Below are 24,797 nucleotides of genomic sequence, written 5' to 3'. Positions count from 1 at the left end.
GAAGTTCCCGCAGACGCCGGCGCGCGACCCTCCTCCGGGCACACCACCGCGAGCGCGACGACGAATCCGCGACCACCCGGTACGGGGACGCTGCAGCGCGGGCGCTCGACGCGATGGCCGGCGGCGGCCTCTACGACCACCTCGGCGGCGGCTTCCACCGGTACTGCACGGACGCCGACTGGACGGTTCCCCACTTCGAGAAGATGCTGTACGACCAGGCCGCACTCGTCGGGACGTACGTCGACGGCTACCGGCTGTTCGGCGACGACCGCTACGCCGACGTCGCCGCGGAGACGCTGGCGTTCGTCGACCGGGAACTCGGTCACCCCGAGGGCGGCTTCTACGCGACGCTCGACGCCCGGAGCCCGCCACCCGGGAATCCGGACGGCGAACACGAGGAGGGCGCGTTCTACGTCTGGACCCCCGAAGCGGTCGACACGGCGGTCAGCGCGTACGCCGACGAGGCACCCGTCGACGCCCCCGACGACGTGCTCGCGGCGGTGTTCTGTGAGCGTTACGGCGTCGACGACGCCGGAAACTTCGAGCACGGCCAGACCGTGCTGACGGTCTCGACGCCGCTGTCGGACCTCGAAACCGAGTTCGACCGCGACCAGGACGAACTCGCCTCGTTGCTGGCCGCTGCTGAAGACAGAGTCCGCGCGGCACGCGAGGACCGCCCGCGACCAGCGCGCGACGACAAAGTGCTCGCCGGCTGGAACGGCCTGATGGTGCGCGCGTACGCCGAAGCGGGGCTGGCCATCGACGCCGAGTACGCCGACCGTGCGGCCGCCGCCCTCTCGTTCGTCCGCGAGACGCTCTGGGACGGCGACCGCCTCTCCCGCCGCGTCATCGATGGCGACGTCGCCGGCGTCGGGTACGCCGAAGACTACGCGTACCTCGCTGCCGGCGCGCTGACAACCTACGAGGCGACCGGCGACCCCGCTCACCTCGAATTCGCGCTGGACCTCGCTGACGCGCTCCTCGCGGAGTGCTACGACCCCGAGACGGGCGCGCTCTACGAGACCCCCGAATCCGTCGACGACGTGGACGTACGCTCCCAGGACGTCGCGGACGGCCCGACGCCGTCGCCGGTCGGCGTCGCCGCCGACACGCTCCTCGCGCTCGACGCGTTCGACCCAGATTCGGACTTCGGTGACGCGGCCGCGACGATGCTCGAACGGTACGGCGGCCGCGTTCAGAACAGTCCCGCAGCCCACCCGACGCTCGTGCTCGCAACAGACACGCGAGTCCACGGTGCGCTCGAGGTGACCGTCGCTGCCGACGCACTGCCTGCCGACTGGCGAGAGCTCGTCGGCGAACGCTACCTCCCGCACCGACTTCTGTCCCTTCGACCGCCGACCGAGAACGGCCTCGACGCCTGGCTCACGGACCTCTGCCTGAACGACGCGCCGCCGATCTGGGCGAACCGGACCGCGACCGATGGAGAGCCGACGGCCTACGTCTGTCGACGAGCGTGCTCGCCGCCCGTCCAGACGGCCGGAGAAATCGAAGCGTGGCTCGCGGACTTCCGGGTCTGACGGCGACCCGCCGCGAACGACGTCAGTCCCGTAGCTGCTCTGCGAGGTAGACGGCCGGCTCGACGCGCTCCGCCTCGACGAACCGCGCCAGCTCCTCGCCGTCGCGCTCGATCACGATGGTCGGGATGAGTTCGATGCCGTACTCCTCGACCTTCGGGCCGTACTTTTCGCCGTCCTCGCGTTCGACCGGGTAGTGCTCGACGTTCTGGACGCCGGCGGCGTCCAGCGCCGCGGCGAAGTCCGGGAGCTGGCCCCGGCAGTCTCCACACCAGTCCGCGCCCCAGACGCGGACGGTGACGTCGTCGCCGAGCGCTTCGAACGCCGCCAGTACGTCGGGGTACGACTCGGGGTCCCAGGCGGGATTGGGCTCCATCGTCTTCAGACTCATACCACTGGGTTGGCCGCCGGTCGGCAAAAGACCCGCGTTACCGGTGGTCGCCCGAAACACGGAGGCGCGTGCTCCGAAGCCTCCGACCGGACCCGGCAGGGACTGTCGCGGCCCGCCACACGTTTAGTGGGGGAATCCGTACAGGAGTGTAATGAAGAACAGCATCCTCGAGGCGATCGGGTCCCCGCTCGTCCGCGTGCCGGCCCCCGAGGGCGCGACCATCGCGGCGAAGCTCGAAGCGTTCAATCCGGGCGGGTCAGCGAAGGACCGACCCGCCCGAGAGATGGTGCTCGCCGCGGAGCGGGACGGCCACGTGTCGCCGGGTGACCGTCTCGTGGAAGCAACGAGCGGGAACACGGGCATCGGTCTCGCCGTCGTCGCGGCTGCCCGCGGCTACGACCTCACCATCGTGATGCCCGCGTCGATGTCCGAGGAACGCCGCCGGCTGCTGGCCGCGTACGGCGCGGACCTCGAACTCGTCGAGGGCGGTATGGAGACGGCCAACGAGCGCGCCGACCGCATCGCCGCGGAGAACGGCGGCTACCGCGTCTCGCAGTTCGAGAACCCCGCGAACCCGCGGGCGCACTACCGGACCACCGCCGAGGAGATCATCGACCAGGTTGACGGCCGCGAGGTCGACGCGTTCGTCGCGGGCGTCGGCACCGGTGGCACTATCACCGGGACCGCAGCCCGTCTCAGGGAGGAGTACCCCGACGTGGAGGTCGTCGCGGTCGAACCCGAATCCAACGCCGTCCTGTCGACCGGCGAACCAGGGGAGGACGACTTCCAGGGCATGGGCCCGGGGTTCGTCAGCGACCTCCTGGACCGCGACCTCATCGACGAGGTCCAGACGGTGTCGGTCGAGGACGCGGAAGCGGCGGCGCGGGAGCTCGCCCGCGACCAGGGGATTCTCGTGGGTCAGTCGAGCGGCGCCGCCTACACCGTCGCACAGCGAGTCGCCGAACGGATCGCCGACCCCGGCCTGAACTGTCCGGAGGTCGAGTTCGACGCGGCGGACCTCGCGGACGCCGGCATCGACGAGGACGCGCTCGCCGACGGCGGCCAGCGGACCGGGACGCCGACACTCAGGTCCGACGGGAGCGGCGCCTACGACGACTGTCCGCTCGTCGTCACGATGTTCCCGGATTCCGGCGAACGTTACCTCTCAGCCGGCATCTTCGACGGATAACTCGACTACAGAGCGCGGGTATTCCCCGCCGCGCTTCGTCGTCCGTCAGGCGCGGAACTCGTCGTCGGTCACGCGAACGACCACCGTGTCGTCGACCTCCCGAAGGTCGTAGTCGGGGCGTTCGCCCTGGACGCGCGTGACGTACATCGGTTCCACGAGTTCGCCGTCCTCGAGGCCGTAGACCTTCAGCCGGGCGTCCGTCTCCGCGGCCCGAACCTCGCCTTCCCTGACAGCCGAGGCGAGGTCCCTGGAGAGCCACTCGTCGTCGCTGACCGACGGCTCGAGGACGAACGCCTCGTCGGCGAGCCGAACGAGATACCAGTTCAGGTCGTTCAGCAGCGAGACGGCCGCTCCGAGGCTCACGGTGTCGACGGCCACGGTGTTCTCGAACGGAGACTGCACGTCGTACGTGGCCAGCGCCCGTCGAGCGGTCTCGTACCCGAAAAGGTCGAGTCTGAGGTCGACGTCGTCGCTGCCGACGATGCAGACCCGGGTCACGGCGCCGTCACCTCAGCGCGTTCGACGCCGTCGGCGACGTCCCGGGCGAGGTCGTAGATGTCGTCGGGCTCGTCGGCGAGGACGCTCTCCAGCGGCGCGGCGGTCAGTGGTTGGCTGGGCGCGAGTTTGTTGCAGCCGACCTCGATGGTGGAGTCCCGGTAGGTCTCGATGGCGCGGGCGCGAGCGATGATCTCCTGTTTGTCGTGGGTGAACAGCGGCCGATGGATGGGGAGGTCGGTCGCACGGTCCACGACAGCGAAGTTCGCAGCGGTCTGGCTGGACTTCTGCCCGAGGGCTTCGCCCGTGACGACACCGACTGCGCCGGCGTCCTCCGCGACGTGTTCGGCGACCCGGTACATGAACCGCCGGTAGGACAGCATCCGGGTGCGCCCGGTTTCCTCGGCGAGGCGCTGGACCGCGTCGCCGGCCGGCGCGACGCGCAGTCCGAGGTCGAAGTTCGGCGCGAAATCCGAGAGGCGGCGGGCCGTCTCCTCCGCGCGGGCTCTGTGGTCGTGACCGCCGTACGGCCCGAGGTCGAGATACAGCGGGACAATCGGGGAGCCGCGTTTCATCGCTTCCCACGCGGCGACCGGCGAGTCGATGCCGCCGGAGACCAGCGCGACCAGCGGGTCCTGGCTCCCGAGCGGGAGGCCGCCGGGGCCGTCGCGTTTCTCGAGGAAGACGAACGCCTCCTCGCGGCGGACTTCCACGGAGAACGTGATGTCGGGGTCGTCGAGGTCGACCGCTGGCTCGAACACCGGTTCGACGGCGCCCCAGACGGCGTCCCCGCCCTCGCGGTTGACGTCGTGGCTGTCGAAGTCGTGCTCGCCAGCGCGTCGCGCGTCGACGGCGAACGCGCCCTCGTCGTAGTGTTCGCGGGCTGCGTCGGCAAGCGCGTCCCGAATCGCTTGGAGGTCTGCGGGAACGCTGATTGCAGGACTGGCGGACACGACGCCGAAGGTGTCAGTTGCAGCATCTGTGGCGGCGTCCGGGTCGTCCGTCCGGACGATGACGCGCCCCCACTCGCGTTCGACGTCGCCGTCGACACCGCGGTCCTCAAGCATCGCTGCGAGGTTGTCCCGGAGTCGGCGCTCCATGCCGGCCTGCACGGCACTGGATTTGACGCCGACGTCGCCGTGTCGGACGAGCACGGCGTCCGCACCGGGCGGTCGCATAGTCGACGTAAGCCGACCCGACAGTAAACACCTATCGCCTGGTGCCGGAGAGAACACTCGCAGACCGGGGGTGAATCGGACAGGTGGCACTGGATTCGCGAGCCGGCTGGCCACGCTCCCGCCTCGGCCGGACTCGCGCTCGCGGTCAGGTCACGCGCTGGAGTGGTCCCGTTCTGGTATTTGAAACTACGCAGTCGTCGATGCGAGCATCCGCAGCCGAGCGGTTTGAAGTCGACGCGAGCAAATCGAACGAGGGCTTGCAGGAGCTTGCCCTCTCACCGGACCCGAGCGAAGCAGTTCACCGAGGGTGGGAAACGTCGCTTCTAGAAGGTGGAGAGTTCGCCGTCGATGACGCGCTGGGTGATGTCCGTGATGTTGGCGAGTTCGGCGTCGACGATGGTTTCGATGTCGGATTCGACGTCGGCGATGGCGACGCCGTCGTCGGTGACGACGTGGACGTCGGCGACGTGCGGTTTGTCGATGGGGCGGCCGATCTGGGAGAGCAGGCGGACGCGGAGGTCGCGGATGTCGTCGACGTTCGCGACGACCTTTTCGGCGATCTCCGTGGACACGAGGTTGTAGATCTTCCCGATGTGGTTGACTGGGTTCTTGCCGGACGTGGCTTCCATGCTCATCGACCGGTTCGGTGTGATGAGGCCGTTGGCGCGGTTGCCGCGGCCGACGCTGCCGTCGTCGCCCTGTTCGGCGCTGGTGCCGGTGGTGGTAAGGTAGATTGAGCCGGCGTCGTAGTCGTCGGCGGTGTTGACGTGGACCGTGACGTTGCGGTCGGTGTGTTCGCTGGCGATGTCGTGGACGTGCTCGCGGATGGCGTCGATTTCGGCCTTGTAGGCGTCCATGTTGGGGACGTACGTGTCGACGAGCGCGGCGGCGACGGTGAGGTGGATGTCGTGGTTTTCGCGTTTCCCCATGACTTTGACGTCCGCGCCGACCGCGGGGTTGTCGTCGCCGTACTGGCCGTTCAGGGAGTTCTCGGCCTCGTAGACGATGCGTTCGGTCTCCGTGAGGGGGGCGTGGCCGACGCCGAAGCTGGTGTCGTTGGCCATCGGGACGTCGGGGCCATCTTCGACGAAGACTTCCTGGAGGTCGCCGGAGCCCTCCCCGAGTTTGACGTCGATGACGACGTCCGATTCGAGGTCGAGGTTCGGGAGGTTCTCGCGGAGGTAGTTGCGGGCGGCTTCCAGCGCGATGGATTCCACCGGGATGTTGTACTCGGTGCCGTCTTCGTCCACGTAGTGGCTGGTGGCGCGGCCGACGACGAGGATGTAGATGGGTTCGATAACTTCGCCGCCGCCGAACGCGGGCGCGGCCCGGCCGGCGACCAGCTGGGTCTCGTCGGTGTTGAAGTGCAGGACTTCGCCGACGCGGTCGAGGTATTCGCGGGCGAGGCGTTCGCAGACGTGTTCGGCGATGCCGTCGCAGATGGAGTCGGGGTGACCCAGGCCTTTTCGTTCGACGATTTCGACTGCTTCGTCCTCGACGGCACCGCGGTCGAGGGACTGCACGCGGATGTTCCGGTCGGTCATTGCGCAAGTGTTGCCCGCCTCCGCTTCTATAACTTGCGAAAACGGTGACGGGAGGAAATATGCATGCCGTGCATGATGGGGTTGGTCGACAGTAGCCCGGAGTTCGCCGCTGACGGGCGAGGACTACGCCTCGCCGAGTTTGAGGCCGAGGTACGACGTGCGAATCTGGTCGGCGGGGTCCAGGCCGAGACGCTCCAGGAGGTCGTAGGCTTCCTCGCGCGCAGGCCCCACGTCGGCAGCCGTCTCGACGTCGGTCTCGACCTCCACGTACTCGCCCACGTCCTCCACCTCGTCGAGCACAACCGTGAAGCCGTCCAGATGGTATTTCTCCCTGAGTTTCCTGACGGTAGCGGCCGGGTCGAATCCGAGGTGGACGAGGATGTCACGCATCTCGTCGCCGCTCCCGACCGCGGTTTCGAACTCCTCGCGAGACTTCGACTCGGCCTCGAGCAGCGGCCCCTTGTACGTCACGCGGCACTCACCGCTCGCACGGAACTCGCCGTCGAGCACAGCGTCGATAGCGGACGTGAGCGTGTCCGCCGCCACAGCTTGGCGGTCGAACGCCGACGTCGCCGAGGCGACTCGCCGCACGCGGAGTGCCTCGTCTGTTTCCGCGAACTCGCGGTGGGGCGCGTCGAAGTACGTGTCCGCCTGCGCCAGCGTCGCGACCCGTTCGGCGCCGGCGTCAGCGAGCGCATCCCGGACCACGTCGTGGTCCGCCGGAACCTTGACCTCCACCTCGTACATGGTCGTGACGTCGACGCCAGCCCGCAAAAGCACGGCGCTTCCGACGCCCCGACACCGCGAGTCCCGGATACCGAAGGGCGACAAGCATAGTTCGACCGCACGCTCGACACGCATCGATAGCAGGAAGAGTAGGACTCAATAGCGCTATCGAACCCTCCTAGCAGCCGTTATGCGCATGCGAGTACTCGTCCGAATCGAACAAGATGGCCGCCGAAGAGACACGCGATGGCGCCACGGACAGCGGACATCCCACCGCCACCGAGCCACTCCAAGCCACGATCGTCCATTACCGGAACGCTCCCGACCGATGCACCGTCGCGCCGGACGACGTCAGCGACGAACGGCGACTCACGGCGTGGTTGTCCGTGGACGCCGACGCCCTCGTCCGCTTAGGCGAAATGCGGTGACGAACGCGCTGACAGCCGCGAAACGTGATTCTTAAGAGTGGAACGGGAGTGCGTACTGGTATGAGCGACGAAAGCGAGGCCGAAACGGCCGATGAATCCGAGCCAGAACAGGGCGGCCTGCAGGAGGGAGACTTCGTCGAACTCTCGTACACCGCCTACACCGTCGACAGCGAGGAGCTCGTCGACACCACTGACGAGGAAGTCGCCGAGGAGGAAGGCGTCGACGCCGAAGACCAGGACTTCTCGCCGCGCACCATCGTCATCGGCGAAGGCCACATCTTCGACGACGTCGAGGACGATCTGATCGGCAAGGAAGTCGGTGACTCCGGCACCGTCGTCGTCGAGCAGGCGTTCGGCGAGTACGACGAGGAGGAAGTCCGCACGGTCAGCGCGAACAAGATCCCCGAGGACGAGCGCTACCCCGGTGCGCACGTCGACATCGACGGCGAACACGGCCACGTCGAAGCGGTCATCGGCGGCCGCGCCCGCGTCGACTTCAACCACCCGCTGGCCGGCGAGGACGTCGAGTACGAGTACGAGATTCTCGACGAGGTCGACGACACCGTCGACAAGGCGCGCGGCCTCCTCCAGATGTACTTCGACGTCGAACTCGACATGCACCTCGAGACCGACGAGGTCGAGGAGGAAGTCGAAGTCGAGCCCGACGACGAGGACGCCGAACCCGAGACGGAGACCGAGACGGTCGAGAAGGAGACGCTGTACATCGAGCAGTCGCCCCAGCTGCAGTTCAATCAGCAGTGGATGATGGGCAAAGACCAGATCCTCAACCAGATCATCGACATGCTGGACATCGACCGCGTCATCGTCCAGGAGATCATCGACGGCCAGCCCGCGGGCATGCCCGGCATGATGGGCGGCGGCATGGGTGGCATGGGCGGCGAGGACCTCGGTGACGTCGAGGAAGCCCTCGAGGACGCCGACGTCGACGCCGACGAGATCGTCGAAGAACTCGACGTCGAAGGCGACGAGGAGTAACCCCGGATTCGTCGTCGGCCGGGGCAGCGCCGCGGCCGGGACACCGACTTCTGCACCGCGTTCTCGGTGACGTCGCGTCCGAAAGCGTCGCGTCCGTACCGCCAGGTTCGCAAACGCCGCAGCTCTCGATGCGACGTTCGCGAGCCACCGCATTCACTAGCTTCACGGCAAGGAGCGTCGCGGCTGGCCACGTGAACTGGCAGACGGCGCGAGCTGAATCCGTCAGGCGATGTCGCGGCTGGTGTCGACCTGCACGCGCTCGCCGAGGTTGAGTTTGATCGAGGAGTCGGGCGCGGTGCCGCCGCGGAACTTCGAGACCGTCAGCCGGCTCTCGATGTCGCCGTTGTCCTCGCTGACGCGGAGTTTGAACACCACGTCGGCCATGTGTTCGGTGGTGCCCCGGAGCGGCGTCTCGTGGCCGGAGTCCAGACAGTGCAGCACTGCCACGCCGCCGACGTTCCGCATGTGGTTGGCGAGCTCGTTCAGGAAGTTCTCGTAGCGGCTCCGGTCGGCGCGTTCGAGCGCGTCCGCGGGGTCGACGATGACCGTCGACTCCGTTGGGACGCTGCGGAACGCGCGCCGCGCGTTCTCGAGGGAGTCCGTGCCCGGCACGTAACCGATCTCGGGGTCGCCGGTCGGTGCCTTCGTCGCCTCGAAGGCGTCCCTGACGGCCTGCTCGGTGCGGTTCGTGGTGAGGTACAGCGTGGGGCGCGGCCGCGTAAGTTCGTACAGCAGCAGCTCTCCCTGGCTCGCAGGCGGCGCCTCGTAGGCGACCACAGTGCCCGCCGGGACGCCGCCGCCGAGCTCCCGGTCGAGGACGTCCACTCCCGTGGAGAGCCGCGAAGGCATACCTCCCGAAATGGGAGAGAGGTGGTTAAGTATTTGGCTCCGCCCAGTCGGCGACGCTCGCGTACGCAGCCGCGGCCTCGGGCGCCGAGAGCGGGTCTGCGACCGCTGGGATGGCCGCACTCGGGGCGTCGATGGCGTCGTCGAGGCCCGCGGGCACCCGGCTCGCTCGGGAGACCGCGATTGCTCGGATGTGAGTCCCGACTGCCCGCGCGACAGCCGCCGTCTTGACCGCGTCCTCGATACATTCGCGCTTGCGCGTCGCGACGACGACACAGGCGTCCGCGGCCCGCACCGGCCGAACGGCGGCCTCGCTGGCGCCCGCCGGACAGTCCAGGACCACGGGCCTGTCCTCAGGGACTGCACCGAGGGCGACTGCGAGGTCGTCGCCGTCAGCGTCCCCCGCTGGCACGACGTCCACGCCGGGGGAGGGCCGGTGATTCGTGCGCCGCTGCGACGGGATCAGGTGCGTCGACACCGGGGTCGCGGTCGACGCCAGCGCGAACGTGGAGGTTCGGCGCGTCGAGGTCGCAGTCCACCACGACCGGGCGGCGGCGGCGCTTGACGAGCGCGCCCGCGATGCCGAGGGCTGTGGTCGTCTTCCCGCTGCCGCCTTTGCCGCCAGCGACTGCCAGCACGCCAGCGAGTGGTTCCGTCATCGCACTTGAATCTCCGGACGTCGGAGAACCGGTGACCGTGCGCAGTCGGCACTCGTCACCCCTTCAGGTCGAGTTCCGTCAAGATGCCGGCGAGAACGGCGGCGCAGCCGATGCCTGCGAGCGTAGCGGCCGCCAGCCAGCCGCTGGACGCCGGCGCCGTGAATTCCGTGCCCCGGAGTCCGGCGACGAGCAAGAGGCCGCCAGCGACGACGAGCTGCGCGAACCGCTCCATGCGTGGCTACTCGCGTCCGGTCGTCGTAGTGGTTACGCCGCTCGTCCACTGCCGTCGTTGATACACTATCGGTTGCAGCACGCCCAGCAGCGCGGCTGCGTGGCTCCGGAATCGCGTATACGGATTCTGCCAGCGCCGTTGCTACGTGGCGTGAATAATGAAAGAACGAAATGTCGTCCGTCGCAGGGTGCGACGAGCGAACTTCGATTTAGTTACGAACGAGGTTCGTCGCGCGCGGTCCCTTCGGGGACGATTCGATGTCGAACTCGACTTCCTGCCCTTCCTCGAGGTCCGGGCCGCCAACGTCCTCCATGTGGAAGAAAACGTCTTCGTCGTCGTCGACGTCGTCGTCGTCAGTCGAAATGAAACCGTAGCCGCCAGTGTCGTTGAAGAAGTCAACCTTACCGTTTGCCATTGCAAACAATCGTAGGGCCCGTTCGCGTATAACCCTTCCGAGAGTAAGGGTACCATGGACCGCGAGGACGCGAACGACGGGACGTCTCCCCCCGATATCCGTATTGTCGACGCGCAGAGACGTCAGTGCCGCGGTCTGGGCTGGCGGCTCTCGCCACCAGTCACCGTCTGCGTCTCGAGTGGGGGTCCCGCTGGAGGTCCGCGAGCGAGACTGGACGCACGTAGGGCCCAGCGCGCTCGCGGTGCCACCACCGGCCACTGTCCGCGCGCTCGGCTGGCGTGGTGAAGCGGTACCGATACCGCACGGCGCGCACGTGCGTGGGCGGGTCGTCCCGAAATGGGTTGTCGGCGAGCAGGTCGAGCGTCGCGTCGTCGCCCTCGAGGAGCTTCCGGAGGAAGCGCGCGAACCACGGGTGCCGACGGGGTGACGTCGACATGGCCGCGAACCACAGCTGCCAGTCCAGGCGCAGGTGGTAGGGCGCGATCTGCGGCGGGCGCGCGCGGGGTCCGTGGGTTTGCCTTTGAACTCGTAGGTCCGCCAGTCCGGGTCGCCGGACTCGGGGTCGTCGTGGGTCCCCTGGACGACGATTTCGTAGCGCTCGCGGGTGATCGAGCCGAACGCGCCGTAGGTGTTCACGAGGTTCAGCGGATCGAAGGACGTGTTCATCACCTGGCGCTCCGAGAGCATGTTTCGGACGGGGCGAACGCTCAACGCGACGACCACGATTGCGAGCAGGATGGCAGCGGCGGTCAGGTACAGCGGCACGTCGGCAGCGGTCGGCATCGCCGTTGTGGCGTCCAGGAACGGGAGCCAGTCAGTGAGGACGCCATCGCTGAACGTCGCGGTGGCGAGCACGACCGTGAGCGCGTTCAGCCACGAGAAGTTCCCGGTGACCAGCAGCCACCCCTGGAAGCCGATTGTGGCGACGCCGGCGAGTGCGGCGAACGGCTGGGGCGCGAAGTAGAGGAACGGCACGAGCAGTTCGACGACGTGGTTGCCGAGGGTCTCGACCCGGTGGACCCAGTTCGGGAGGTGGTGGGCGAACCACGACCCCGGGTTCGGCATCGGCTGGGTCTCGTAGTGGTAGTCCATCGCAGTCAGGGTCCGCCAGCAGTCGTCGCCGCGGAGTTTGATGAGGCCCGCTCCGAACATGTTGCGGAACAACAACCAGCGCAGCAGCCACACCACGAGAACGGGCGTGCCGGCGTCGCCCGCACCGAGGAAGATTGCGAGGAAGCCCGTCTCGGTGAGCATCGTCTCCCAGCCGTACCCGTAGAACGTCTGGCCGGCGTTCACGAAGGACAGGTACAGCCCCCACAGCGCCAGCCAGAGGAGCATCGACACCGGAACGGCGTACGGCCGGGGGAGGTAGTCGGGGACCCCGACGAGCGCCGCGACGGCGAGCGCGACGCCGGTCCACGCGGCGACGGCGATTGCGCGGTCGGTCGGCGCCCAGTGGAAGAGACTCGGGCGGTCGCGGAACGACCAGCGGTCGCGGAACTGGCTGATCGGGAGGAGGCCGTCCTCGCCGGCGAGCGCGCGGAACTGGGTCGCGGCGACGAGGAACGCGAACAGGTAGATCGCAGCGAGGCCGCGCTGAAAGACGAACCGGACGAGGTGGTAGTCCTCGGCCCCCAGGGACGCCATGTGCTGGCGTGGGACGGCCCCCGGCATAGATTTGGCGGGTGCAGCGCTCGCGGAGGCGACTTCTTGACTCCGACGGAGCGAAGCCGCCGCGTGAGGGGCGGGCCGAGACCGAGGTCTGAGTGGCGGCGGTTCGGGACATTTACGCTCCCGGGGGTCTCGTACTCAACCGATGCGCCACGACCACCTCCTCACGGCGAAACAACTCTCCCGGGCCGACATCGAGACCGTCCTCGACAGGGCGGCGGCCTTCGACGGGGACCCGGGATCCGCGCGGGAGCGACACGCGGACAAACTGCTCGCGCTGTGCTTTTTCGAACCGAGCACGCGCACGAAGATGAGCTTCGAGACGGCGATGAAGCGCCTCGGCGGGGACGTCGTCGACATGGGCCCCGTGGAGTCGTCGTCGGTGAAGAAAGGCGAGTCGCTGGCTGACACCGCCCGCGTCGTGGAAGGGTACGGGGACGGCATCGTCCTCCGCCACCCCAAGCAGGGCTCCGCGAAGATGGCCAGCGAGTACGTCGACGTCCCCGTGTTGAACGCCGGGGACGGCGCCGGCCACCACCCGAGTCAGACGCTGCTGGACCTCTACACCATCCGCGAGCACGCGGGCCTGGACGACATCTCCATCGGCATCATGGGCGACCTGAAGTACGGGCGGACGGTGCACTCGCTGGCGCACGCGCTCACGAACTTCGACGCGCGCCAGCACTTCGTCAGCCCCGAGAGTCTGCGGTTGCCGCGGTCGGTGCGCTACGACCTCCACGAGTCCGGCGCGCAGGTGCGCGAGCACGAGGACCTCGACGCGGTCCTCCCGAACCTCGACGTGCTGTACGTGACGCGCATCCAGCGCGAGCGCTTCCCCGACGAGGAGGAGTACGAGGCGGTCGCAGGCGAGTACAGCATCGACATGGACACGCTCGAGGCGGCCAGAGACGACCTCGCCGTGATGCACCCGCTCCCGCGCGTGGACGAGATCTCGCCGGCCGTCGACGACACGGACGCGGCGACGTACTTCGAGCAAGCACACAACGGCGTCCCCGTTCGGATGGCCCTGCTGGACCTCCTGTTGAACGATGAGTGACAGAGAACTCCGCGTTTCCAAGATTCAGAGCGGCACCGTCATCGACCACGTCTCCGCGGGCGAAGCCCTGCACGTCCTCTCCCTGCTGGGCATCGACGGGACGAAGGGAACCACCGTCAGCCTCGGGATGAACGTCCCCTCCGAGCGCCTCGGCCGGAAGGACGTCGTGAAAGTCGAGAGCCGGGAACTCAGCGACGACGAGGCGGAAGTGCTGTCGCTGATCGCGCCGGAGGCGACGATCAACATCATCCGCGACTACGACGTCGTGGACAAGCGCCGCGTCGAACCCCCGGAGGAGGTGTCCGGCGTGCTGGTGTGCCCGAACCGCGACTGCATCACGAACGCCGGCGAACCCGTGGAGACGGCGTTCGCGGTGCTCGACGACGGGTTGCGCTGCGAGTACTGCGGGGAAATCGTCCGCGAGGACATCACCGACCACCTCCAGGACTGACGGCGCTGCACCCAACGTTCGTGGCGTTCTCCGGAGTAGCGGCCCCCGATTCGAGACGAATGCACAGGCACTGAGAACCCCCACAAAGCGTTTAGTGTCCGCTCACTTAGACACGGACATGGCAGGAAAACTCGTGAAGGCAGTCGTGTTGCTCGCCCTGATTGCCCTCGTCTGGAAGTTCGTCGTCGGCGGCGACGAAGCGCCCGAACCCGAGCAGGTCGACCGCATCGACTGAGGCGTCCCCGCGACTACTCGAGAGCCGAACAGTCTGCAGACCACCCCCCAGGCCAATGAGTTGGTCTCAAAATAGCCCAAGTACAATATGACTGGAAATCGAGATTTTAGATCAGGAACCAGTCGCCTTTGGGCGGAGTGACGAACTCGGGGTACAGTTCATACTATGCGCCGCCTCCCCGTGACCGCCCTGATCTGCCTCCTGGTCGTCACCAGCGCGGGCTGTTCGGGACTGCTCGACGATGGCAATCAACCGACCGAATCAGAGACGACGACGCCGACACCAACCACTGCGGCAACGTCAGCTACCGAAACGACCCCAGCGACAACAGCGCCCGCCGAGCAACTCGCGCCAGGCCTGACCGCGGAGGACGTGACGGACGCGCTTGCGCTGGCAAACGCGCACCGAGCGAACGTCCACAACCACACGTTCGTCAGCCAGCAACGCTTCACGCGCGCAAACGAGACTGAGCGCGTGTACCGGCAGGATAATCTCCACTACGCGAACGAATCCCGCTGGCAGTGGAACCGGTCCGGCGAGGGAATGGGGATCGCGCTCGACGTGACGAACGGCACGTTTGTCCAGTACGCAGACGGGACGGAGGTCAGGTACAGACTGCAGTCGGCTGAAGACGTACGCTACGGCGTTCGGAAGATCTCGGCGCGAGCAAGTGCACCGCCGATGCCGCCCGAGGACGTGTTCCTCGATTCGCTGTACGCCCGGAACCTGGTCTACACACTGTTCGCCACCGAGGACGTCACGGTCGAGCACGGTGACGACGTGGCCGCCCACGTGACCGGTACGGCATCGGAACTGACAATCGGCGGCGAAACAGCCACGAGCGTCGAGTTCACCGCGACCGTCACGGACAATGGACTCGTCCAGTCACTGGACGTCTCCTACGAGCAGGGCGAGGATAGCATCGACCGCACGCTAACGTTCAATCGAACCTCGGCAGTTCCAGTGGAACGACCAGACTGGTACGCCCAGGCGGGAAACAGTAGCGAATAGCCAGTCTACAGGAGGAAGTTCGCTGTTGTGGTTCGTCGGCTGATTTGGTTCTTCGACAAGAACGAACGACTTAGGCGGCCCGACGGCCAACCGACACCCATGTACGGCGTCGTCACGCGGAACGAGGAGGAAATCGAGTGGCCGGAGTTCGACCGCGCCTTCTACGAGGTCAAGGACGTCACCGGCCGTCACACCGACCCGCTGGCGGACGCCGTGAACATGGTGTCGTGCTTCGGTGACAACGCCACCGCAGGCACCGACCCACACCTCGTCCCGGTCGACGACGAGGGGAACAAGGCGACCCGCGACCAGCCGTACTTCGACTGGGCGTACATCTGTCCGCTCGCCGAGGACTACCGGAACGGACTGCTGTCTGTCATCGAGACGTGCGCGGAGTTGAACGAGGACGTCCGGTTGGACGACGTCGGGTTCCCCCGGGCGGAGTACTGTCACTGCGAGCGCTGCGAGGCCGCGTTCGCGGATTCCGAGTTCGACGACTGGCGGGCCTGGCGGGCGGACGTCATCACGGAGTTCGTCGCCGAAGCCACCGACCGCATCCCGGGGAAGACGTACTTCACGCTGTACCCAGACCCGTATCCGGGCCACCTCTACGAGCGCTCGGGGCTCGACGTGGACGCGCTCGCCGAGCACGTCGACGAGTTCGTCGTGCCGCTGTACGACACGAACTACGGGACGACGTACTGGCTGGAGACAATCGCGTCGGGATTCCAGGACCTCCTCGGCGCCCCGTTCAGCGTGGAACTGTACGCAGTGGACGTCGAGGTGGAGAACCTGATTCACGCCGCCGAGGTGGCCGACGAGTACGCCAGCGACGTCTTCTTCGGCTACCAGGCGACGAACGCCCGCGCGGCGCTCAGGCGGATGGGCGCCGAGGAGCGCGAGGGCGAATCCTTCGGTCCCGAGTAGGGGGCCGGAGCCTGCGCATCGACCCCGGTCACACCCGTGCGAACCGCCGCTGCTCCTCAGTCCCCGTACGCCTGGCAGGAAATCCGGTAGTGCTGGCCGTCGTGCTCGGCGACGAACGACGCGTCCCGGTCCCACCGGTCGGACGCGGGCGCGTTCACGAGCGGGCAGCGGACCCCCTGGCGGTCGAGCGCGCGTGCGGCCTGCGCTTCGTGTTCGTACCCCGCAACGGGAGCCGACAGACGCCGTCTTCTGGGTCGCAGGCGGCTTCCGAGAACAGGTCCTCGCGCACGTCCGGCGCGTCCTCGAACGTGGTCGCTGGCTCGTCCACGCTCGACGCCGGGACGGGTTCGGCGACGACGTCGTAGCCGCCACCCCACCCGAGGCCGAACGCGAGCAACACCAGCAGCAGCGCGAGGACCGGGACGCCGCCGACGAACGTCGCGCTCGCGCCGGTGGACGCACCGAAGTGTCGGAGGCCTGCCAGCGCACCGACGACGAGCAGCGCGTACGCCAGGACCACGGTCAGGAATCCGTGTGCGTCCAGCGCGGCGGCACCCAGCAGGACGACGAGGAGCGCGACAGTCACTGCGAGCAGTCCACCGCCCACGAATCTGACGCGGTCCCCGCCGACGAGTTCGGCGACGACGACCGGAACGCCGACGGCCAGCACGCCCGCGAACCCGAAGTGGACGGTCGTCGCGGCAGTGGTTGCTGACCACGGCCCGAGTTGCAGGTAGAACGCGTCGTAGACGACCGGCTGGACCGACTGGAGTGCGTTGATCGCGGCGAGCGCCGCGATAATCGTGCCGACCACGCCGAACAGCAGGTAGGCGGCAACAGTCGCGGCGTCGGTCAACGAGACGTCTGGAATGTCCATGGGTGTGTGAGCGCGTCCGCGGTCGAGTCGAGTCCAACTGTCCTGGTGTTCGGGGTGGGACGAGTGCCCGCGGGGTCGTTGCGGGCCGAGTCGTCCGGGGTACGACCCGGAGGAGTGTGCCGACGTTTGGGGCGGGCCAAGAAGTGTCTTTTGGAGAAGTTGACACGTGAGGGGTGGTCGTGGCGTCGTGGACCGGACTCAGGTATCCGGTGGAATTCCGGTTCAGAGTCGCTGACGGAGACTGTGGAACTTCGGTTCGAAGCCGTGAGCCTCGTAGAACGAGATCGCGGCCTCGTTGTCCACGTGCACCGAGAGGCTGGCGTGCTCGCACCCGCGCTCGCGTCCCCAGGCCTTCATGCGTTCGAGGAGGCGACCGGCGATGCCCTCCCGGCGGCGCTCCGGGACGACGTAGAGGCCGTCCACGTAGCAGTTCTTCCCGCGCGTGTACAGCGCCGGCGAGTCGGTGACACCACCCGTGACGCTCCCGACCGGTCCAGCGTCGTAGGCCACGAACATCGTGCGGTCGTCGTCGTCCAGCCACCGCGAGCAGTCCTCGTCGGCCACGGCGTACTCGGCGAGGTCGCTGAACGCCGGGTCGCGGGCCTCGGCCTCACGGTAGGCCGGCCGGAGCAGCCGGTCGGCGACCGCCGCTCGCTCGCTGTCCGCCGGCACGCGGATGTCCATACGCATTCAACGCGGAGGTCGGCGAAAAGTCCTACGAGAGCGCTCGCTCCCGCCAGCGCTGGAGGTGCGCGCGGTCCCGGGTGTCTTCGGGGAGGTCCGCGAACCACGCGGCGTCCGTTATCTCGTCGTCCGGATCGTCGACGACCAGTTCTGTGTCCTCCGCAACAGCCTCGAAGACGGGGAGGACGCCCCACGACGAGTATCCGCTGCACTGGAAGGAGACGCTCGTCACCATCGCGAGCCCGTCGTAGGTCGCATCCACGCCGGCCTCCTCGGCGAGTTCGCGTTCCGCGGCCTCCCGGAAGGACTCGTCGTCGTCGATGCCGCCACCGGGCAGCACCCACAGGTCGACGTGGTCGTGGCGCACCAGCAGAATGTCGCCGTTATCCCGGTAGACGAGCGTGTGCGCGCCGTACGGCGAACCCGTGCGCTCGACGCGCTCCGCGAGCGTGCGGAACCGCCGCCGTGACACCGACCGCTGGCGGTCGAACTCGAGGAAGTCGTCGTGGGCCGCCGTCAGCGCGTGGTAGGCGCGCTCGGCGGCCTGTTCGGCGCGGGTCGCGAGGTACCAGAGGTCATCTATCGGCATCGGCGAACGGGGGCGTCTCGCGTCTATCAGGCGGTGCGAGCCGGGCGTAGGAGGTGGTCATACGTCCGTCTACGGCGGACAGACACGTTACGGTTTCGGAGCCCCGAAACCGCGTTGCTTTTGGGTCGGCCGCCGGAACTGCGTGCTATGAGCTTCGAAGAAGACGACACGGTCGTCCTCCACGACAAGCACAGCGAGTTCGACGGCGAGACCGGCACCATCACGCAGGTCGTCGAGACGATGTTCGGCGAGCCGAACTACACCGTGAGCTTCGAGGACGGTCAGGAAGCCGGCGTTCCCGAGGACAGCCTCGAACTCGTCGAGGACGACGAGACCGAAGACGACGCCGACGAGGAGTAACGCAGTCCCGTTTTTGCAGCCGCGGTCACGAACACAGAGAGCGACGGCTCTGTCGCATTCGTGCAGTGCGCGCGGGCCGCCGTCAGAGGTAGCCGAGGTCCTCGAGTCGCTCGTTGATCTCGAGCATCTCGACGTCCGTCGGGTCGACGCCGCGCTCCGGGAGCCGCTCGCTGAGGTCGGCCTCCAGGTCCGGGTCGTCGACGCGCGCGAGCTCACGAGGGTGTTTCGAGAGGTCGTAGACGCCGGGCGACCAGTCGCGCTCCGGGTACTCGACGTACTTGGCGTCGCCGTAGCGGACGGCCCGCGCCCAGTTGCGTTCTCTGTGGAGCGAGGCGCCGCAGGCTCGCATGTAGGCCACGCGGTCGCCGATGCCCGGTTCGACGACGTCGCCGTCCGTCTCGCGGTCGACGGCGAGCGCGTCCAGAATCGTCGGCAGGACGTCAATCTGGCGGACCTGCGCGTCGACAGTTCCGGCCTGGACGCCGGGCCCGGCGAGGACGAACGGGACGTTCGTGGTGAAGTCGAAGACGTTCTCGCCGTGCCCGTTCTCCAGGAAGTGGTCGTCGACGTCCGGTCCGAACCGGTCGCAGTACTGGTTGACGCGCTCCGCGACGTCCCGGGTGTCGACGCCGCCGTAGTACTTCAGCGCGTCCCGAAGCGACTTCGCGGCGAGTCGCAGCGGATTATTGCGGTGTGTGATTGACTCGCCGTGGTCGCCGACCACCGCGACGACGGTGTCGTCGGGCGCGATGTCGACCAGCGCCTCGATTTCGCGGTCGAGCGCGGAGAGCGCGCGTCCGTACGGCGTCTCGCCGTACTCGCGTGTGTCGTACTCGCGGGGGACGTGGATGTCCTCGTGGAGTTCCCAGAGGTGGACGAACGCCGCGAACGGCTCCGGCAGACCCGCGAGGCGGTCGAGCGCGTCCTCGCGCCAGTCGCCGAACAGCGACGCGTCCTCGTCCCGGCACTCGTAGGCGTCGAACCCCCGGTCGAGGCCGGTCTCGGGCATGAGCGGTCCGGTCGCCATCGCTTCCGTGTGGTAGCCGGCGTCACCGAGAATCTCCGCCATCGGGTCGACGTCGTCCGCGAGACTACCGCGGCGAAGCGACTGGATGCCGTTGTGTTCGCTGTACGCGCCAGTCAGGAGGCTGGCGATCGCTGGCGTCGTGGTCGTGGCCGTGGCGTAGAGGTCGGTGCACTCCATGCCGTCGGCCCGCAGGGAGTCCAGAAAGGGCGTGTCGACGGCGTCGCGGTGCAGGAAGTCCTGCCGGAGGCAGTCCACGCAGACGAGCAGAAGGTTCGGGGAATCGACCGTTTGTTCGGTCGGCGCATCCCCCTCACTGTCGTCGCTGCGTTCGTCCGCCGGGCCGTCGACTGTGGAGGTGTCGTCCATAGTGGTGGTGAGTTACGTTCGGTAGCCGAGGTCCTCGAGGCGCTCCTCGACGACGTTCTCGCCGTCGGTGTCGTCCGCTTCGGCGTCGCCGGTGTCCGGTTCGTACGTGTGGTCGTCGGTCGGCGAGACGACGGCCCACGGGACCTCACGGAGGCACGACAGGTCCACGCCGCCGGGATGGCCGTAGACGTCGTGTTCGCCGAACGCGTTCCCGTGGTCTGCCGTGACGACGGCGGTGTCGGCCTCCAGGTTCGAGAACAGGACTGCGAGGTCGTCGAGGACGAGTTCGAGGTTGCTGCGGTACGCGCGCCAGGCATCCGCCTCGCTCCGCCGGCCGAAGCGAAGGTCGTCCCAGACGGACAGCGACGTCTCCCCGAACCGGTCGAGTTCGATGCCGTCGTCGGCCGCGTCCGCGGAGGCGGGAATCGACGGGAAGTGGGGCTGCATGTAGTGGACGACGAGCCGGTCGGCGTCGGACGCGCGCCACGTCTCGATGGCCGCGTCAGTGACCGGCCGCGGGGGGATCGTCCCGAGGTCGTCGTCCCAGGCGTAGCGCCAGACCTCCGAGACGGTGTGGAACCGGTCAGCGTCGATTTTCGACGCCGAGTACGGGTTGCCGGTGACGTACGCCAGGCCCCCGAGTTCGTCGTCGTCGGCGCCGCCGAAGACGGTTTCCAGCCACTCGACGGACGAACTCGCGGGCGACGTCCTGGTGGCCGGGTCCACGGGGAGGAAGTCGTAGTCCCCGTCGCGGGCGACTTCGGCGAACAGGTCCGCGCGACAGGCGTCGAGGACGACGAGCACGTCCCAGTCGGCATCCAGGACAGGGTCTGGCGTGGTCGTCGACTGGACGCTGTACCGGAGAAGCGACGCGAACTCGCTGAACGCCCCCAGTCCCCGGTAGCGGAGGTTGCGAGCGACGTTCGCGGCCTGCCCGGACACGTCAACCATCGATACCAGCAGTAGACGACTCGTTCATTGTGCGGCGGTGCTCGGTGACTCGGTTGTCCCACGCGGAGAAAAAACCTCCCTTTCGGTCGAAACGCGGCGGTCAGTCTGTCGCCGGCGCGCACGTTCGGTCGGTCGGGCAGGACGGGAACTTCGATGGATTGATTCTCTCACGCCGGCCACAGCGAATCGTGCAGCGAGAGGACTTCGTCGCGACCGCCGTCGGACTCGGCGCCGCAGCGTTCGTGTTCGCCGTGATGTTCTGGCTGGTCGACGCCGGAGCCGTGCTCGCGGCGGCGCGCAGCGGCGACCCGTTGTTGCTGCTAGGCGTCGCCGCGACGATTCTGCTGTGGAACGTCTCCTGGGGGCTCGCGCTGTGGAACGTCCTTCGCGCGCTGGAGATCGACGTGCCGCTCGAGAACGCGCTCCTCGTGAACGCCGCGGGCGCGTTCGCGAACCACGTCACGCCGTTCGGGCAGGCCGGCGGCGAACCCGTGACGGCGTGGCTGCTCACGAAGACCGCCGGCACCGACTACGAGGTGAGCCTCGCGTCCATCACCAGTCTGGACGCCATCAACGTCGTGCCGTCGCTGGGGTTCGCAGCTCTGGGCGCGTCGTACTACGTACTCACCACGACGACGAACGGCGAACTCGGCTTGCTCCCGCTCGGCGTGATCACCGCCGCCGTCGTCCTCCCCGTGGTCGCCGTTCTCTTGTGGCGGAACCGGACGACGTTACGGCGGCGCTTCGGTTCGCTCGGGCCGGGCATCCACCGCGTCGTGAGCGCGATCCCGCTGGTCCCGGTGCCCGACCTGGAGACGGTCAAGGGTCGATTCGCCGGGTTCGCGGGCGCTGTCGGCCGCGTCGCGGTGTCCCGGGAGCGACTCGCGGCAGCCATCGGGTGTTCCGCGCTCGGGTGGGCGTTCCAGGCGACCGGGCTGTGGGTGACGTTCCTCGCGCTCGACTCCTTCGTGCCCGTCTACGTGCCGTTCTTCGTGCTGCCGCTCGGGAAAGTGGGGTCCGTGTTCCCGACGCCCGGCGGCCTCGGCGGCACCGAAGCCATCAACGTCACGCTACTGACGGTGCTGACGGCGGCCAGCGTGCCGACCATCGCTGCGGCCGTCACCATCCACAGCGTCGGCGGGTACCTCCTGACGACGTCTGTCGGCGCCGCCGCTACGAGTGTCCTCGGCGTCCGCGAGTGACCGAGAGAACGGACGCTCCTCGCTGGTACGCGAGCACCCCGCACGGGCCCACAGCGGCGTCGGTGGGTAGGCCGCGCTTACCAACGTTCGGGTCCTTTTATATCTGTCCGGCGTAGAGGTAGACGTACCGTGACCCCCGAACCGAGCGGTCGACCGCCGAAAGTGGCCATCGCGCACTACTGCGAGGGCGCCGGCCACGCGACCCGGATGCTCGCCGTCGTCGAGGAACTCGAAGCGGCGGGCTTCGACACCGTCATCGCCGGCGGCGGGCCGGGCACGAAGTTCGTCGAGGAGAACGGCTACAGCGAGTACGAGCCGCTGTCGGTCGATTTCATCGGGGACTTCCAGGACGGCAGTCTCGTGGACGTGCTGCGGAACAGCGGGCCCGCGGTCTACGAGCGCGTGAACCAGTACCGCGCGTGGTTCGCCGAGGAGGTGCCCGCACTGCTCGTCACCGACGACATCTCCGCGGCTATCGCCGCCGCGCTCGACGGCCAGACGTACGTCTACGTGTCGCACGATCCCACTGGGTTCTACACCTCCACGGTCGAGCGCGCCGGCGCGTGGGTTCGCAACCGCATCGCGCTCCGGACCGCCGAACAGTTCCTCCACCCGAAGGTCTGGAACGGCGAACCCACGATTCCGGGTGCGACGGAAATCTCGCCGATGGCGCCGGCCGAGACCGGCGTGGAGGCCGACGTCGACGTGCTCGTCGTGCCGAGCGCGTTCACCGTCGACCCGGACGAGCTCGCGGCCGCGCTGGAATCCCACGGTCGCCGCGTCACGCTCGTCGGCGACGACGACTGGGAGATCCAGGAGTCGCTCCAGCCGTACATCGCGGGCGCGAACCTCGTCATCTGCAGCGGCTACTCAACCGTCATGGAGTGCGCCGTCGCGGGGACGCCGTGTATCGTGCTCCCGGCGACGTCCGAGCAACGGGGCGTCGTGAGCGCTCTCGACACCGAGACCGGGTTCTACGCGGCCGATTCTATCGCGGGCATCGAGGCGCTGGTCGACGCCGTGGAGTCACCGGAGCCGCGAGCCAACGGCGCGAAACGAGTCGCGGAGATCGCGGCGACCTACCTCCCGGACCCCGGAGACGCTGCGACGACCGGCGCGAGCGCTGATTGACGTGGCATCTCGCAGCAGCGACACGGGTCAGTAGGAACTGCTCAGTTCTCGACTTCCAGCCAGGGCACTTCCATCAGCGCCGGGATGTACGTCTCGATGTGGTGCTCCCAGACGCCGTCCTCGCCGAACGCCTCCCCGTGGTCGGCGGTGACGACCACGTCGCCGTCGAGTGACTCGACGAGCTCGGCGACGTCCGCCAGCGCGATGCGGAGATTCTCCTCGTAGTACCGCATCGCCGTCTCCCGCGTCCCGTCGCTGACGACGCCGCCGATGCCGGTCTCCAGCCAGAGTCCGACTTTCATCGCGATGTTGCTGTCGTCGAGCACGCTCTCGACGCGCGGCCGGACCGTGTCCCCGACGGCCGCCAGCAGGCCGCCGTCCGTCTCGCCGTCCTGTTCGCCCTGGCGCCTGATTCCCTTCTGGATCTGTTTGAGTTTCTGGCCTTTCCCCCGCGAGAGGTACGGCGCGTGGGGCTGCATGTAGTGGATGACCGTGCGGTCGGCCCCCTCGACGAGGTCCTTGTGCGCGCGGAACGACTCGCCCATGCTCTCGGGCGGAATCGTCCCGAGGTCCTCGTCCCAGCCGTGTTTCCAGACGTCGACGACCTCGCTGATGTGGTCGTCGGCGCTCCAATCGTAGTCGCAACTCGCGCCCCACTTGAGTTCGTTCAGCGGGATGCCGAGGCTGTTGATGAACGGATTCCCGGAGAAGTACGCGATATCGTGGTCGCCCGTGAACGTCCGGTAGGCCCACTCTGGCGTCGAGGACCCGTTGGTCCGGCGCTTCTCGAGTGTTCCGTCGAGATACTCGTCGTAGAGTTCGCTGAAGACGTCGTACCGGCAGGCGTCGAGGACGACACAGTAGTCCCAGTCGGACTCGAGAAAGCGCTGGTCTTGCATCAGTCAGTCGGTGCCGGATTGTGGACGAATTAAAGTAGTTCTATCGGTGTCATGCGCGCGGAGAAATTACTCCCCGACGCCGGCAGGCGGTTGTGTCGGCTGCCAGTGCGGCCCGCAGTAGCGAGCCTTTTAGGCTCGCGGGGACTACCACCGACAATGAGCGGAGTTCCGTTCCACTACGTCGACCTCCGGGCGTTCTGCTACGGCACGGAGGACGAACAGCGAGTCGCGGCCGCCCTCCGGCACTTCCTCCCGGAGGACGTCGAACTCGAACGCGCCGAGAGCGAGGGGCACCTCGGCGACCGCATCGTCGTGTTGTCCGCGCGCGTCGAGCGCGCCGACGAGATGCGCCACGTCCTCGGCCAGCTGCGCGACGGCGCGGACATCGAGCGCATTCGCGAGGAGCTCGACCAGCGCGTCGACGAGAACTGCTCGCTGTTCGTCCACCTGGACAAGCAGGAGGCGTTCCTCGGGGACGCGCAACTCGGCGACGGCATCGCGCTCCGCGCGAAAGTCGAAGCGTACCCCGCCGAGAAGGAGTCTGCCGTCGAGACGCCCGCGACGCGCTGGCGTAGTCGACGTTCGCCGGGGTCGTCGTGCGGCCGTGGACTGGCGGCCGCCGACAGCGCCAGACCGCACTGGTTTTTACCGCTGGCCGGTCAACTCCGTGGCGTGTACGAGGCCGTTCACGCCCACCCGGACGGCGACAGCACGGTCGCCCGGTT

27 protein-coding genes and 2 pseudogenes are annotated in these 24,797 nt (G+C 67.9%); 12 read left to right on the top strand and 17 right to left on the bottom strand.

Annotated features, from left to right (window positions below; genetic code table 11):
- A partial coding sequence (locus GRX66_RS05520; RefSeq protein ID WP_201292931.1) for a thioredoxin domain-containing protein occupies positions 1–1,538 on the top strand: 1,538 nt, incomplete at its 5' end.
- Positions 1,539–1,560: 22 nt separating this feature from the next.
- Here GRX66_RS05520 and GRX66_RS05515 read toward each other — a convergent pair.
- Positions 1,561–1,926: a thioredoxin family protein gene (locus tag GRX66_RS05515; protein WP_159525644.1), complete on the bottom strand. Its 366-nt coding sequence runs from the start codon at positions 1,924–1,926 to the stop codon at positions 1,561–1,563.
- A gap of 151 nt (positions 1,927–2,077) precedes the next feature.
- On the opposite strand from GRX66_RS05515, the gene GRX66_RS05510 reads away from it, so the two are divergent.
- Positions 2,078–3,115 carry a PLP-dependent cysteine synthase family protein gene (locus GRX66_RS05510; RefSeq protein ID WP_159525643.1) on the top strand — a complete coding sequence of 346 codons (1,038 nt, stop codon included), beginning with the start codon at positions 2,078–2,080 and terminating at the stop codon, positions 3,113–3,115.
- A gap of 45 nt (positions 3,116–3,160) precedes the next feature.
- Here GRX66_RS05510 and GRX66_RS05505 read toward each other — a convergent pair whose 3' ends face one another.
- The 4 genes from GRX66_RS05505 to cyaB form a co-directional block, all read right to left on the bottom strand.
- The gene (locus GRX66_RS05505; RefSeq protein ID WP_325063972.1) at positions 3,161–3,613 is read right to left on the bottom strand and encodes a DUF5804 family protein; all 453 of its coding nucleotides are present in this window, start codon (positions 3,611–3,613) and stop codon (positions 3,161–3,163) included.
- Positions 3,610–4,788: a tRNA sulfurtransferase gene (locus GRX66_RS05500; protein WP_159525642.1), complete on the bottom strand. Its 1,179-nt coding sequence runs from the start codon at positions 4,786–4,788 to the stop codon at positions 3,610–3,612. The genes GRX66_RS05505 and GRX66_RS05500 overlap by 4 nt, the downstream gene beginning before the upstream one ends.
- Before the next feature lie 323 nt (positions 4,789–5,111).
- Entirely contained in the window at positions 5,112–6,332 is a 1,221-nt protein-coding gene (locus GRX66_RS05495) for a methionine adenosyltransferase (RefSeq protein ID WP_159525641.1), read from the bottom strand.
- Between the two features lie 123 nt (positions 6,333–6,455).
- Positions 6,456–7,079: a class IV adenylate cyclase gene (gene cyaB, locus GRX66_RS05490; protein ID WP_159525640.1), complete on the bottom strand. Its 624-nt coding sequence runs from the start codon at positions 7,077–7,079 to the stop codon at positions 6,456–6,458.
- Between the two features lie 203 nt (positions 7,080–7,282).
- Here cyaB and GRX66_RS05485 point away from each other — a divergent pair, with 203 nt between their 5' ends.
- Both GRX66_RS05485 and GRX66_RS05480 read left to right on the top strand, forming a co-directional pair.
- Positions 7,283–7,486, top strand: coding sequence for a DUF7511 domain-containing protein (locus GRX66_RS05485; protein ID WP_159525639.1), 204 nt, complete (start codon positions 7,283–7,285; stop codon positions 7,484–7,486).
- A 60-nt stretch (positions 7,487–7,546) separates the two neighbouring features.
- Positions 7,547–8,482 carry an FKBP-type peptidyl-prolyl cis-trans isomerase gene (locus GRX66_RS05480; RefSeq protein ID WP_159525638.1) on the top strand — a complete coding sequence of 312 codons (936 nt, stop codon included), beginning with the start codon at positions 7,547–7,549 and terminating at the stop codon, positions 8,480–8,482.
- 222 nt (positions 8,483–8,704) lie between these two features.
- On the opposite strand, the gene GRX66_RS05475 is transcribed toward GRX66_RS05480, so the two are convergent.
- From GRX66_RS05475 to GRX66_RS05455, 6 genes and pseudogenes are all read right to left on the bottom strand, one after another.
- Entirely contained in the window at positions 8,705–9,331 is a 627-nt protein-coding gene (locus GRX66_RS05475) for an RAD55 family ATPase (RefSeq protein ID WP_159525637.1), read from the bottom strand.
- Between the two features lie 25 nt (positions 9,332–9,356).
- Positions 9,357–9,740, bottom strand: coding sequence for a MinD/ParA family ATP-binding protein (locus tag GRX66_RS05470; protein ID WP_159525636.1), 384 nt, complete (start codon positions 9,738–9,740; stop codon positions 9,357–9,359).
- Positions 9,721–9,987: a nucleotide-binding protein gene (locus GRX66_RS05465; protein WP_159525635.1), complete on the bottom strand. Its 267-nt coding sequence runs from the start codon at positions 9,985–9,987 to the stop codon at positions 9,721–9,723. Before GRX66_RS05465 ends, GRX66_RS05470 begins: the two co-directional genes overlap by 20 nt.
- Before the next feature lie 55 nt (positions 9,988–10,042).
- Positions 10,043–10,219, bottom strand: a complete 177-nt coding sequence (locus GRX66_RS19475; protein ID WP_201292930.1) for a hypothetical protein — start codon at positions 10,217–10,219, stop codon at positions 10,043–10,045.
- A 208-nt stretch (positions 10,220–10,427) separates the two neighbouring features.
- A complete protein-coding gene (locus tag GRX66_RS05460; protein ID WP_159525634.1) occupies positions 10,428–10,634 on the bottom strand; it encodes a cold-shock protein in 207 nt (68 codons plus the stop codon).
- Positions 10,635–10,794: 160 nt separating this feature from the next.
- Positions 10,795–12,281, bottom strand: a pseudogene (locus GRX66_RS05455) (lipase maturation factor family protein).
- A 169-nt stretch (positions 12,282–12,450) separates the two neighbouring features.
- On the opposite strand from GRX66_RS05455, the gene pyrB reads away from it, so the two are divergent.
- The 4 genes from pyrB to GRX66_RS05435 all read left to right on the top strand — a co-directional run bounded on the left by pyrB (position 12,451) and on the right by GRX66_RS05435 (position 15,986).
- Entirely contained in the window at positions 12,451–13,362 is a 912-nt protein-coding gene (pyrB, locus tag GRX66_RS05450; protein WP_159525633.1) for an aspartate carbamoyltransferase, read from the top strand.
- Complete coding sequence (gene pyrI / locus GRX66_RS05445; protein WP_159525632.1) at positions 13,355–13,813, top strand: aspartate carbamoyltransferase regulatory subunit; 459 nt, start codon at positions 13,355–13,357, stop codon at positions 13,811–13,813. The genes pyrB and pyrI overlap by 8 nt, the downstream gene beginning before the upstream one ends.
- 400 nt (positions 13,814–14,213) lie before the next feature.
- Positions 14,214–15,059 (top strand): hypothetical protein, encoded by an 846-nt coding sequence (locus GRX66_RS05440; RefSeq protein ID WP_159525631.1) that lies wholly within the window; start codon positions 14,214–14,216, stop codon positions 15,057–15,059.
- A gap of 99 nt (positions 15,060–15,158) precedes the next feature.
- A complete protein-coding gene (locus GRX66_RS05435; protein WP_159525630.1) occupies positions 15,159–15,986 on the top strand; it encodes a hypothetical protein in 828 nt (275 codons plus the stop codon).
- A 154-nt stretch (positions 15,987–16,140) separates the two neighbouring features.
- Here the strand turns inward: GRX66_RS05435 and GRX66_RS05430 are convergent, their stop codons facing one another.
- The 3 genes from GRX66_RS05430 to GRX66_RS05420 all read right to left on the bottom strand — a co-directional run bounded on the left by GRX66_RS05430 (position 16,141) and on the right by GRX66_RS05420 (position 18,136).
- Complete coding sequence (locus GRX66_RS05430; protein ID WP_159525629.1) at positions 16,141–16,863, bottom strand: hypothetical protein; 723 nt, start codon at positions 16,861–16,863, stop codon at positions 16,141–16,143.
- A gap of 222 nt (positions 16,864–17,085) precedes the next feature.
- Entirely contained in the window at positions 17,086–17,547 is a 462-nt protein-coding gene (locus GRX66_RS05425) for a GNAT family N-acetyltransferase (RefSeq protein WP_159525628.1), read from the bottom strand.
- A 31-nt stretch (positions 17,548–17,578) separates the two neighbouring features.
- Entirely contained in the window at positions 17,579–18,136 is a 558-nt protein-coding gene (locus tag GRX66_RS05420) for an NUDIX domain-containing protein (protein WP_159525627.1), read from the bottom strand.
- A 147-nt stretch (positions 18,137–18,283) separates the two neighbouring features.
- On the opposite strand from GRX66_RS05420, the gene GRX66_RS05415 reads away from it, so the two are divergent.
- Positions 18,284–18,496 carry a DUF1918 domain-containing protein gene (locus GRX66_RS05415; RefSeq protein ID WP_159525626.1) on the top strand — a complete coding sequence of 71 codons (213 nt, stop codon included), beginning with the start codon at positions 18,284–18,286 and terminating at the stop codon, positions 18,494–18,496.
- An 82-nt stretch (positions 18,497–18,578) separates the two neighbouring features.
- Here GRX66_RS05415 and GRX66_RS05410 read toward each other — a convergent pair whose 3' ends face one another.
- Positions 18,579–19,889, bottom strand: a complete 1,311-nt coding sequence (locus GRX66_RS05410; RefSeq protein WP_159525625.1) for a sulfatase-like hydrolase/transferase — start codon at positions 19,887–19,889, stop codon at positions 18,579–18,581.
- A 12-nt stretch (positions 19,890–19,901) separates the two neighbouring features.
- Positions 19,902–20,840 (bottom strand): hypothetical protein, encoded by a 939-nt coding sequence (locus tag GRX66_RS05405; RefSeq protein ID WP_159525624.1) that lies wholly within the window; start codon positions 20,838–20,840, stop codon positions 19,902–19,904.
- Positions 20,841–21,028: 188 nt separating this feature from the next.
- Between GRX66_RS05405 and GRX66_RS05400 the strand changes: the two genes are divergently transcribed.
- Together GRX66_RS05400 and GRX66_RS05395 are read left to right on the top strand one after the other, a co-directional pair.
- Positions 21,029–22,042, top strand: a complete 1,014-nt coding sequence (locus GRX66_RS05400) for a lysylphosphatidylglycerol synthase transmembrane domain-containing protein (RefSeq protein WP_325063971.1) — start codon at positions 21,029–21,031, stop codon at positions 22,040–22,042.
- Positions 22,043–22,171: 129 nt separating this feature from the next.
- Positions 22,172–23,173 (top strand): hypothetical protein, encoded by a 1,002-nt coding sequence (locus GRX66_RS05395; RefSeq protein WP_159525623.1) that lies wholly within the window; start codon positions 22,172–22,174, stop codon positions 23,171–23,173.
- Positions 23,174–23,214: 41 nt separating this feature from the next.
- On the opposite strand, the gene GRX66_RS05390 is transcribed toward GRX66_RS05395, so the two are convergent.
- On the bottom strand, positions 23,215–24,072 hold the full coding sequence (locus GRX66_RS05390; protein WP_159525622.1) for a hypothetical protein: 858 nt from the start codon (positions 24,070–24,072) through the stop codon (positions 23,215–23,217).
- A gap of 156 nt (positions 24,073–24,228) precedes the next feature.
- Between GRX66_RS05390 and GRX66_RS05385 the strand changes: the two are divergent.
- Positions 24,229–24,647, top strand: a pseudogene (locus GRX66_RS05385) (RNA-binding protein).
- Positions 24,648–24,797 lie beyond the last annotated feature (150 nt).

Source organism: Halobacterium bonnevillei, from assembly GCF_009831555.1.
Classification (GTDB): domain Archaea; phylum Halobacteriota; class Halobacteria; order Halobacteriales; family Halobacteriaceae; genus Halobacterium; species Halobacterium bonnevillei.
This window is presented reverse-complemented; position numbering and strand designations above follow the sequence as displayed.

Bases quoted from the DNA above. Each gene is read 5' to 3' on its own strand.
- GRX66_RS05515 (WP_159525644.1), bottom strand. From the start codon at position 1,926: ATGAGTCTGAAGACGATGGAGCCCAATCCCGCCTGGGACCCCGAGTCG.
- GRX66_RS05510 (WP_159525643.1), top strand. From the start codon at position 2,078: ATGAAGAACAGCATCCTCGAGGCGATCGGGTCCCCGCTCGTCCGCGTG.
- GRX66_RS05500 (WP_159525642.1), bottom strand. From the start codon at position 4,788: ATGCGACCGCCCGGTGCGGACGCCGTGCTCGTCCGACACGGCGACGTC.
- GRX66_RS05495 (WP_159525641.1), bottom strand. From the start codon at position 6,332: ATGACCGACCGGAACATCCGCGTGCAGTCCCTCGACCGCGGTGCCGTC.
- cyaB (WP_159525640.1), bottom strand. From the start codon at position 7,079: ATGTACGAGGTGGAGGTCAAGGTTCCGGCGGACCACGACGTGGTCCGG.
- GRX66_RS05485 (WP_159525639.1), top strand. From the start codon at position 7,283: ATGGCCGCCGAAGAGACACGCGATGGCGCCACGGACAGCGGACATCCC.
- GRX66_RS05480 (WP_159525638.1), top strand. From the start codon at position 7,547: ATGAGCGACGAAAGCGAGGCCGAAACGGCCGATGAATCCGAGCCAGAA.
- GRX66_RS05475 (WP_159525637.1), bottom strand. From the start codon at position 9,331: ATGCCTTCGCGGCTCTCCACGGGAGTGGACGTCCTCGACCGGGAGCTC.
- GRX66_RS05465 (WP_159525635.1), bottom strand. From the start codon at position 9,987: ATGACGGAACCACTCGCTGGCGTGCTGGCAGTCGCTGGCGGCAAAGGC.
- GRX66_RS19475 (WP_201292930.1), bottom strand. From the start codon at position 10,219: ATGGAGCGGTTCGCGCAGCTCGTCGTCGCTGGCGGCCTCTTGCTCGTC.
- GRX66_RS05460 (WP_159525634.1), bottom strand. From the start codon at position 10,634: ATGGCAAACGGTAAGGTTGACTTCTTCAACGACACTGGCGGCTACGGT.
- pyrB (WP_159525633.1), top strand. From the start codon at position 12,451: ATGCGCCACGACCACCTCCTCACGGCGAAACAACTCTCCCGGGCCGAC.
- pyrI (WP_159525632.1), top strand. From the start codon at position 13,355: ATGAGTGACAGAGAACTCCGCGTTTCCAAGATTCAGAGCGGCACCGTC.
- GRX66_RS05440 (WP_159525631.1), top strand. From the start codon at position 14,214: ATGCGCCGCCTCCCCGTGACCGCCCTGATCTGCCTCCTGGTCGTCACC.
- GRX66_RS05435 (WP_159525630.1), top strand. From the start codon at position 15,159: ATGTACGGCGTCGTCACGCGGAACGAGGAGGAAATCGAGTGGCCGGAG.
- GRX66_RS05430 (WP_159525629.1), bottom strand. From the start codon at position 16,863: ATGGACATTCCAGACGTCTCGTTGACCGACGCCGCGACTGTTGCCGCC.
- GRX66_RS05425 (WP_159525628.1), bottom strand. From the start codon at position 17,547: ATGGACATCCGCGTGCCGGCGGACAGCGAGCGAGCGGCGGTCGCCGAC.
- GRX66_RS05420 (WP_159525627.1), bottom strand. From the start codon at position 18,136: ATGCCGATAGATGACCTCTGGTACCTCGCGACCCGCGCCGAACAGGCC.
- GRX66_RS05415 (WP_159525626.1), top strand. From the start codon at position 18,284: ATGAGCTTCGAAGAAGACGACACGGTCGTCCTCCACGACAAGCACAGC.
- GRX66_RS05410 (WP_159525625.1), bottom strand. From the start codon at position 19,889: ATGGACGACACCTCCACAGTCGACGGCCCGGCGGACGAACGCAGCGAC.
- GRX66_RS05405 (WP_159525624.1), bottom strand. From the start codon at position 20,840: ATGGTTGACGTGTCCGGGCAGGCCGCGAACGTCGCTCGCAACCTCCGC.
- GRX66_RS05390 (WP_159525622.1), bottom strand. From the start codon at position 24,072: ATGCAAGACCAGCGCTTTCTCGAGTCCGACTGGGACTACTGTGTCGTC.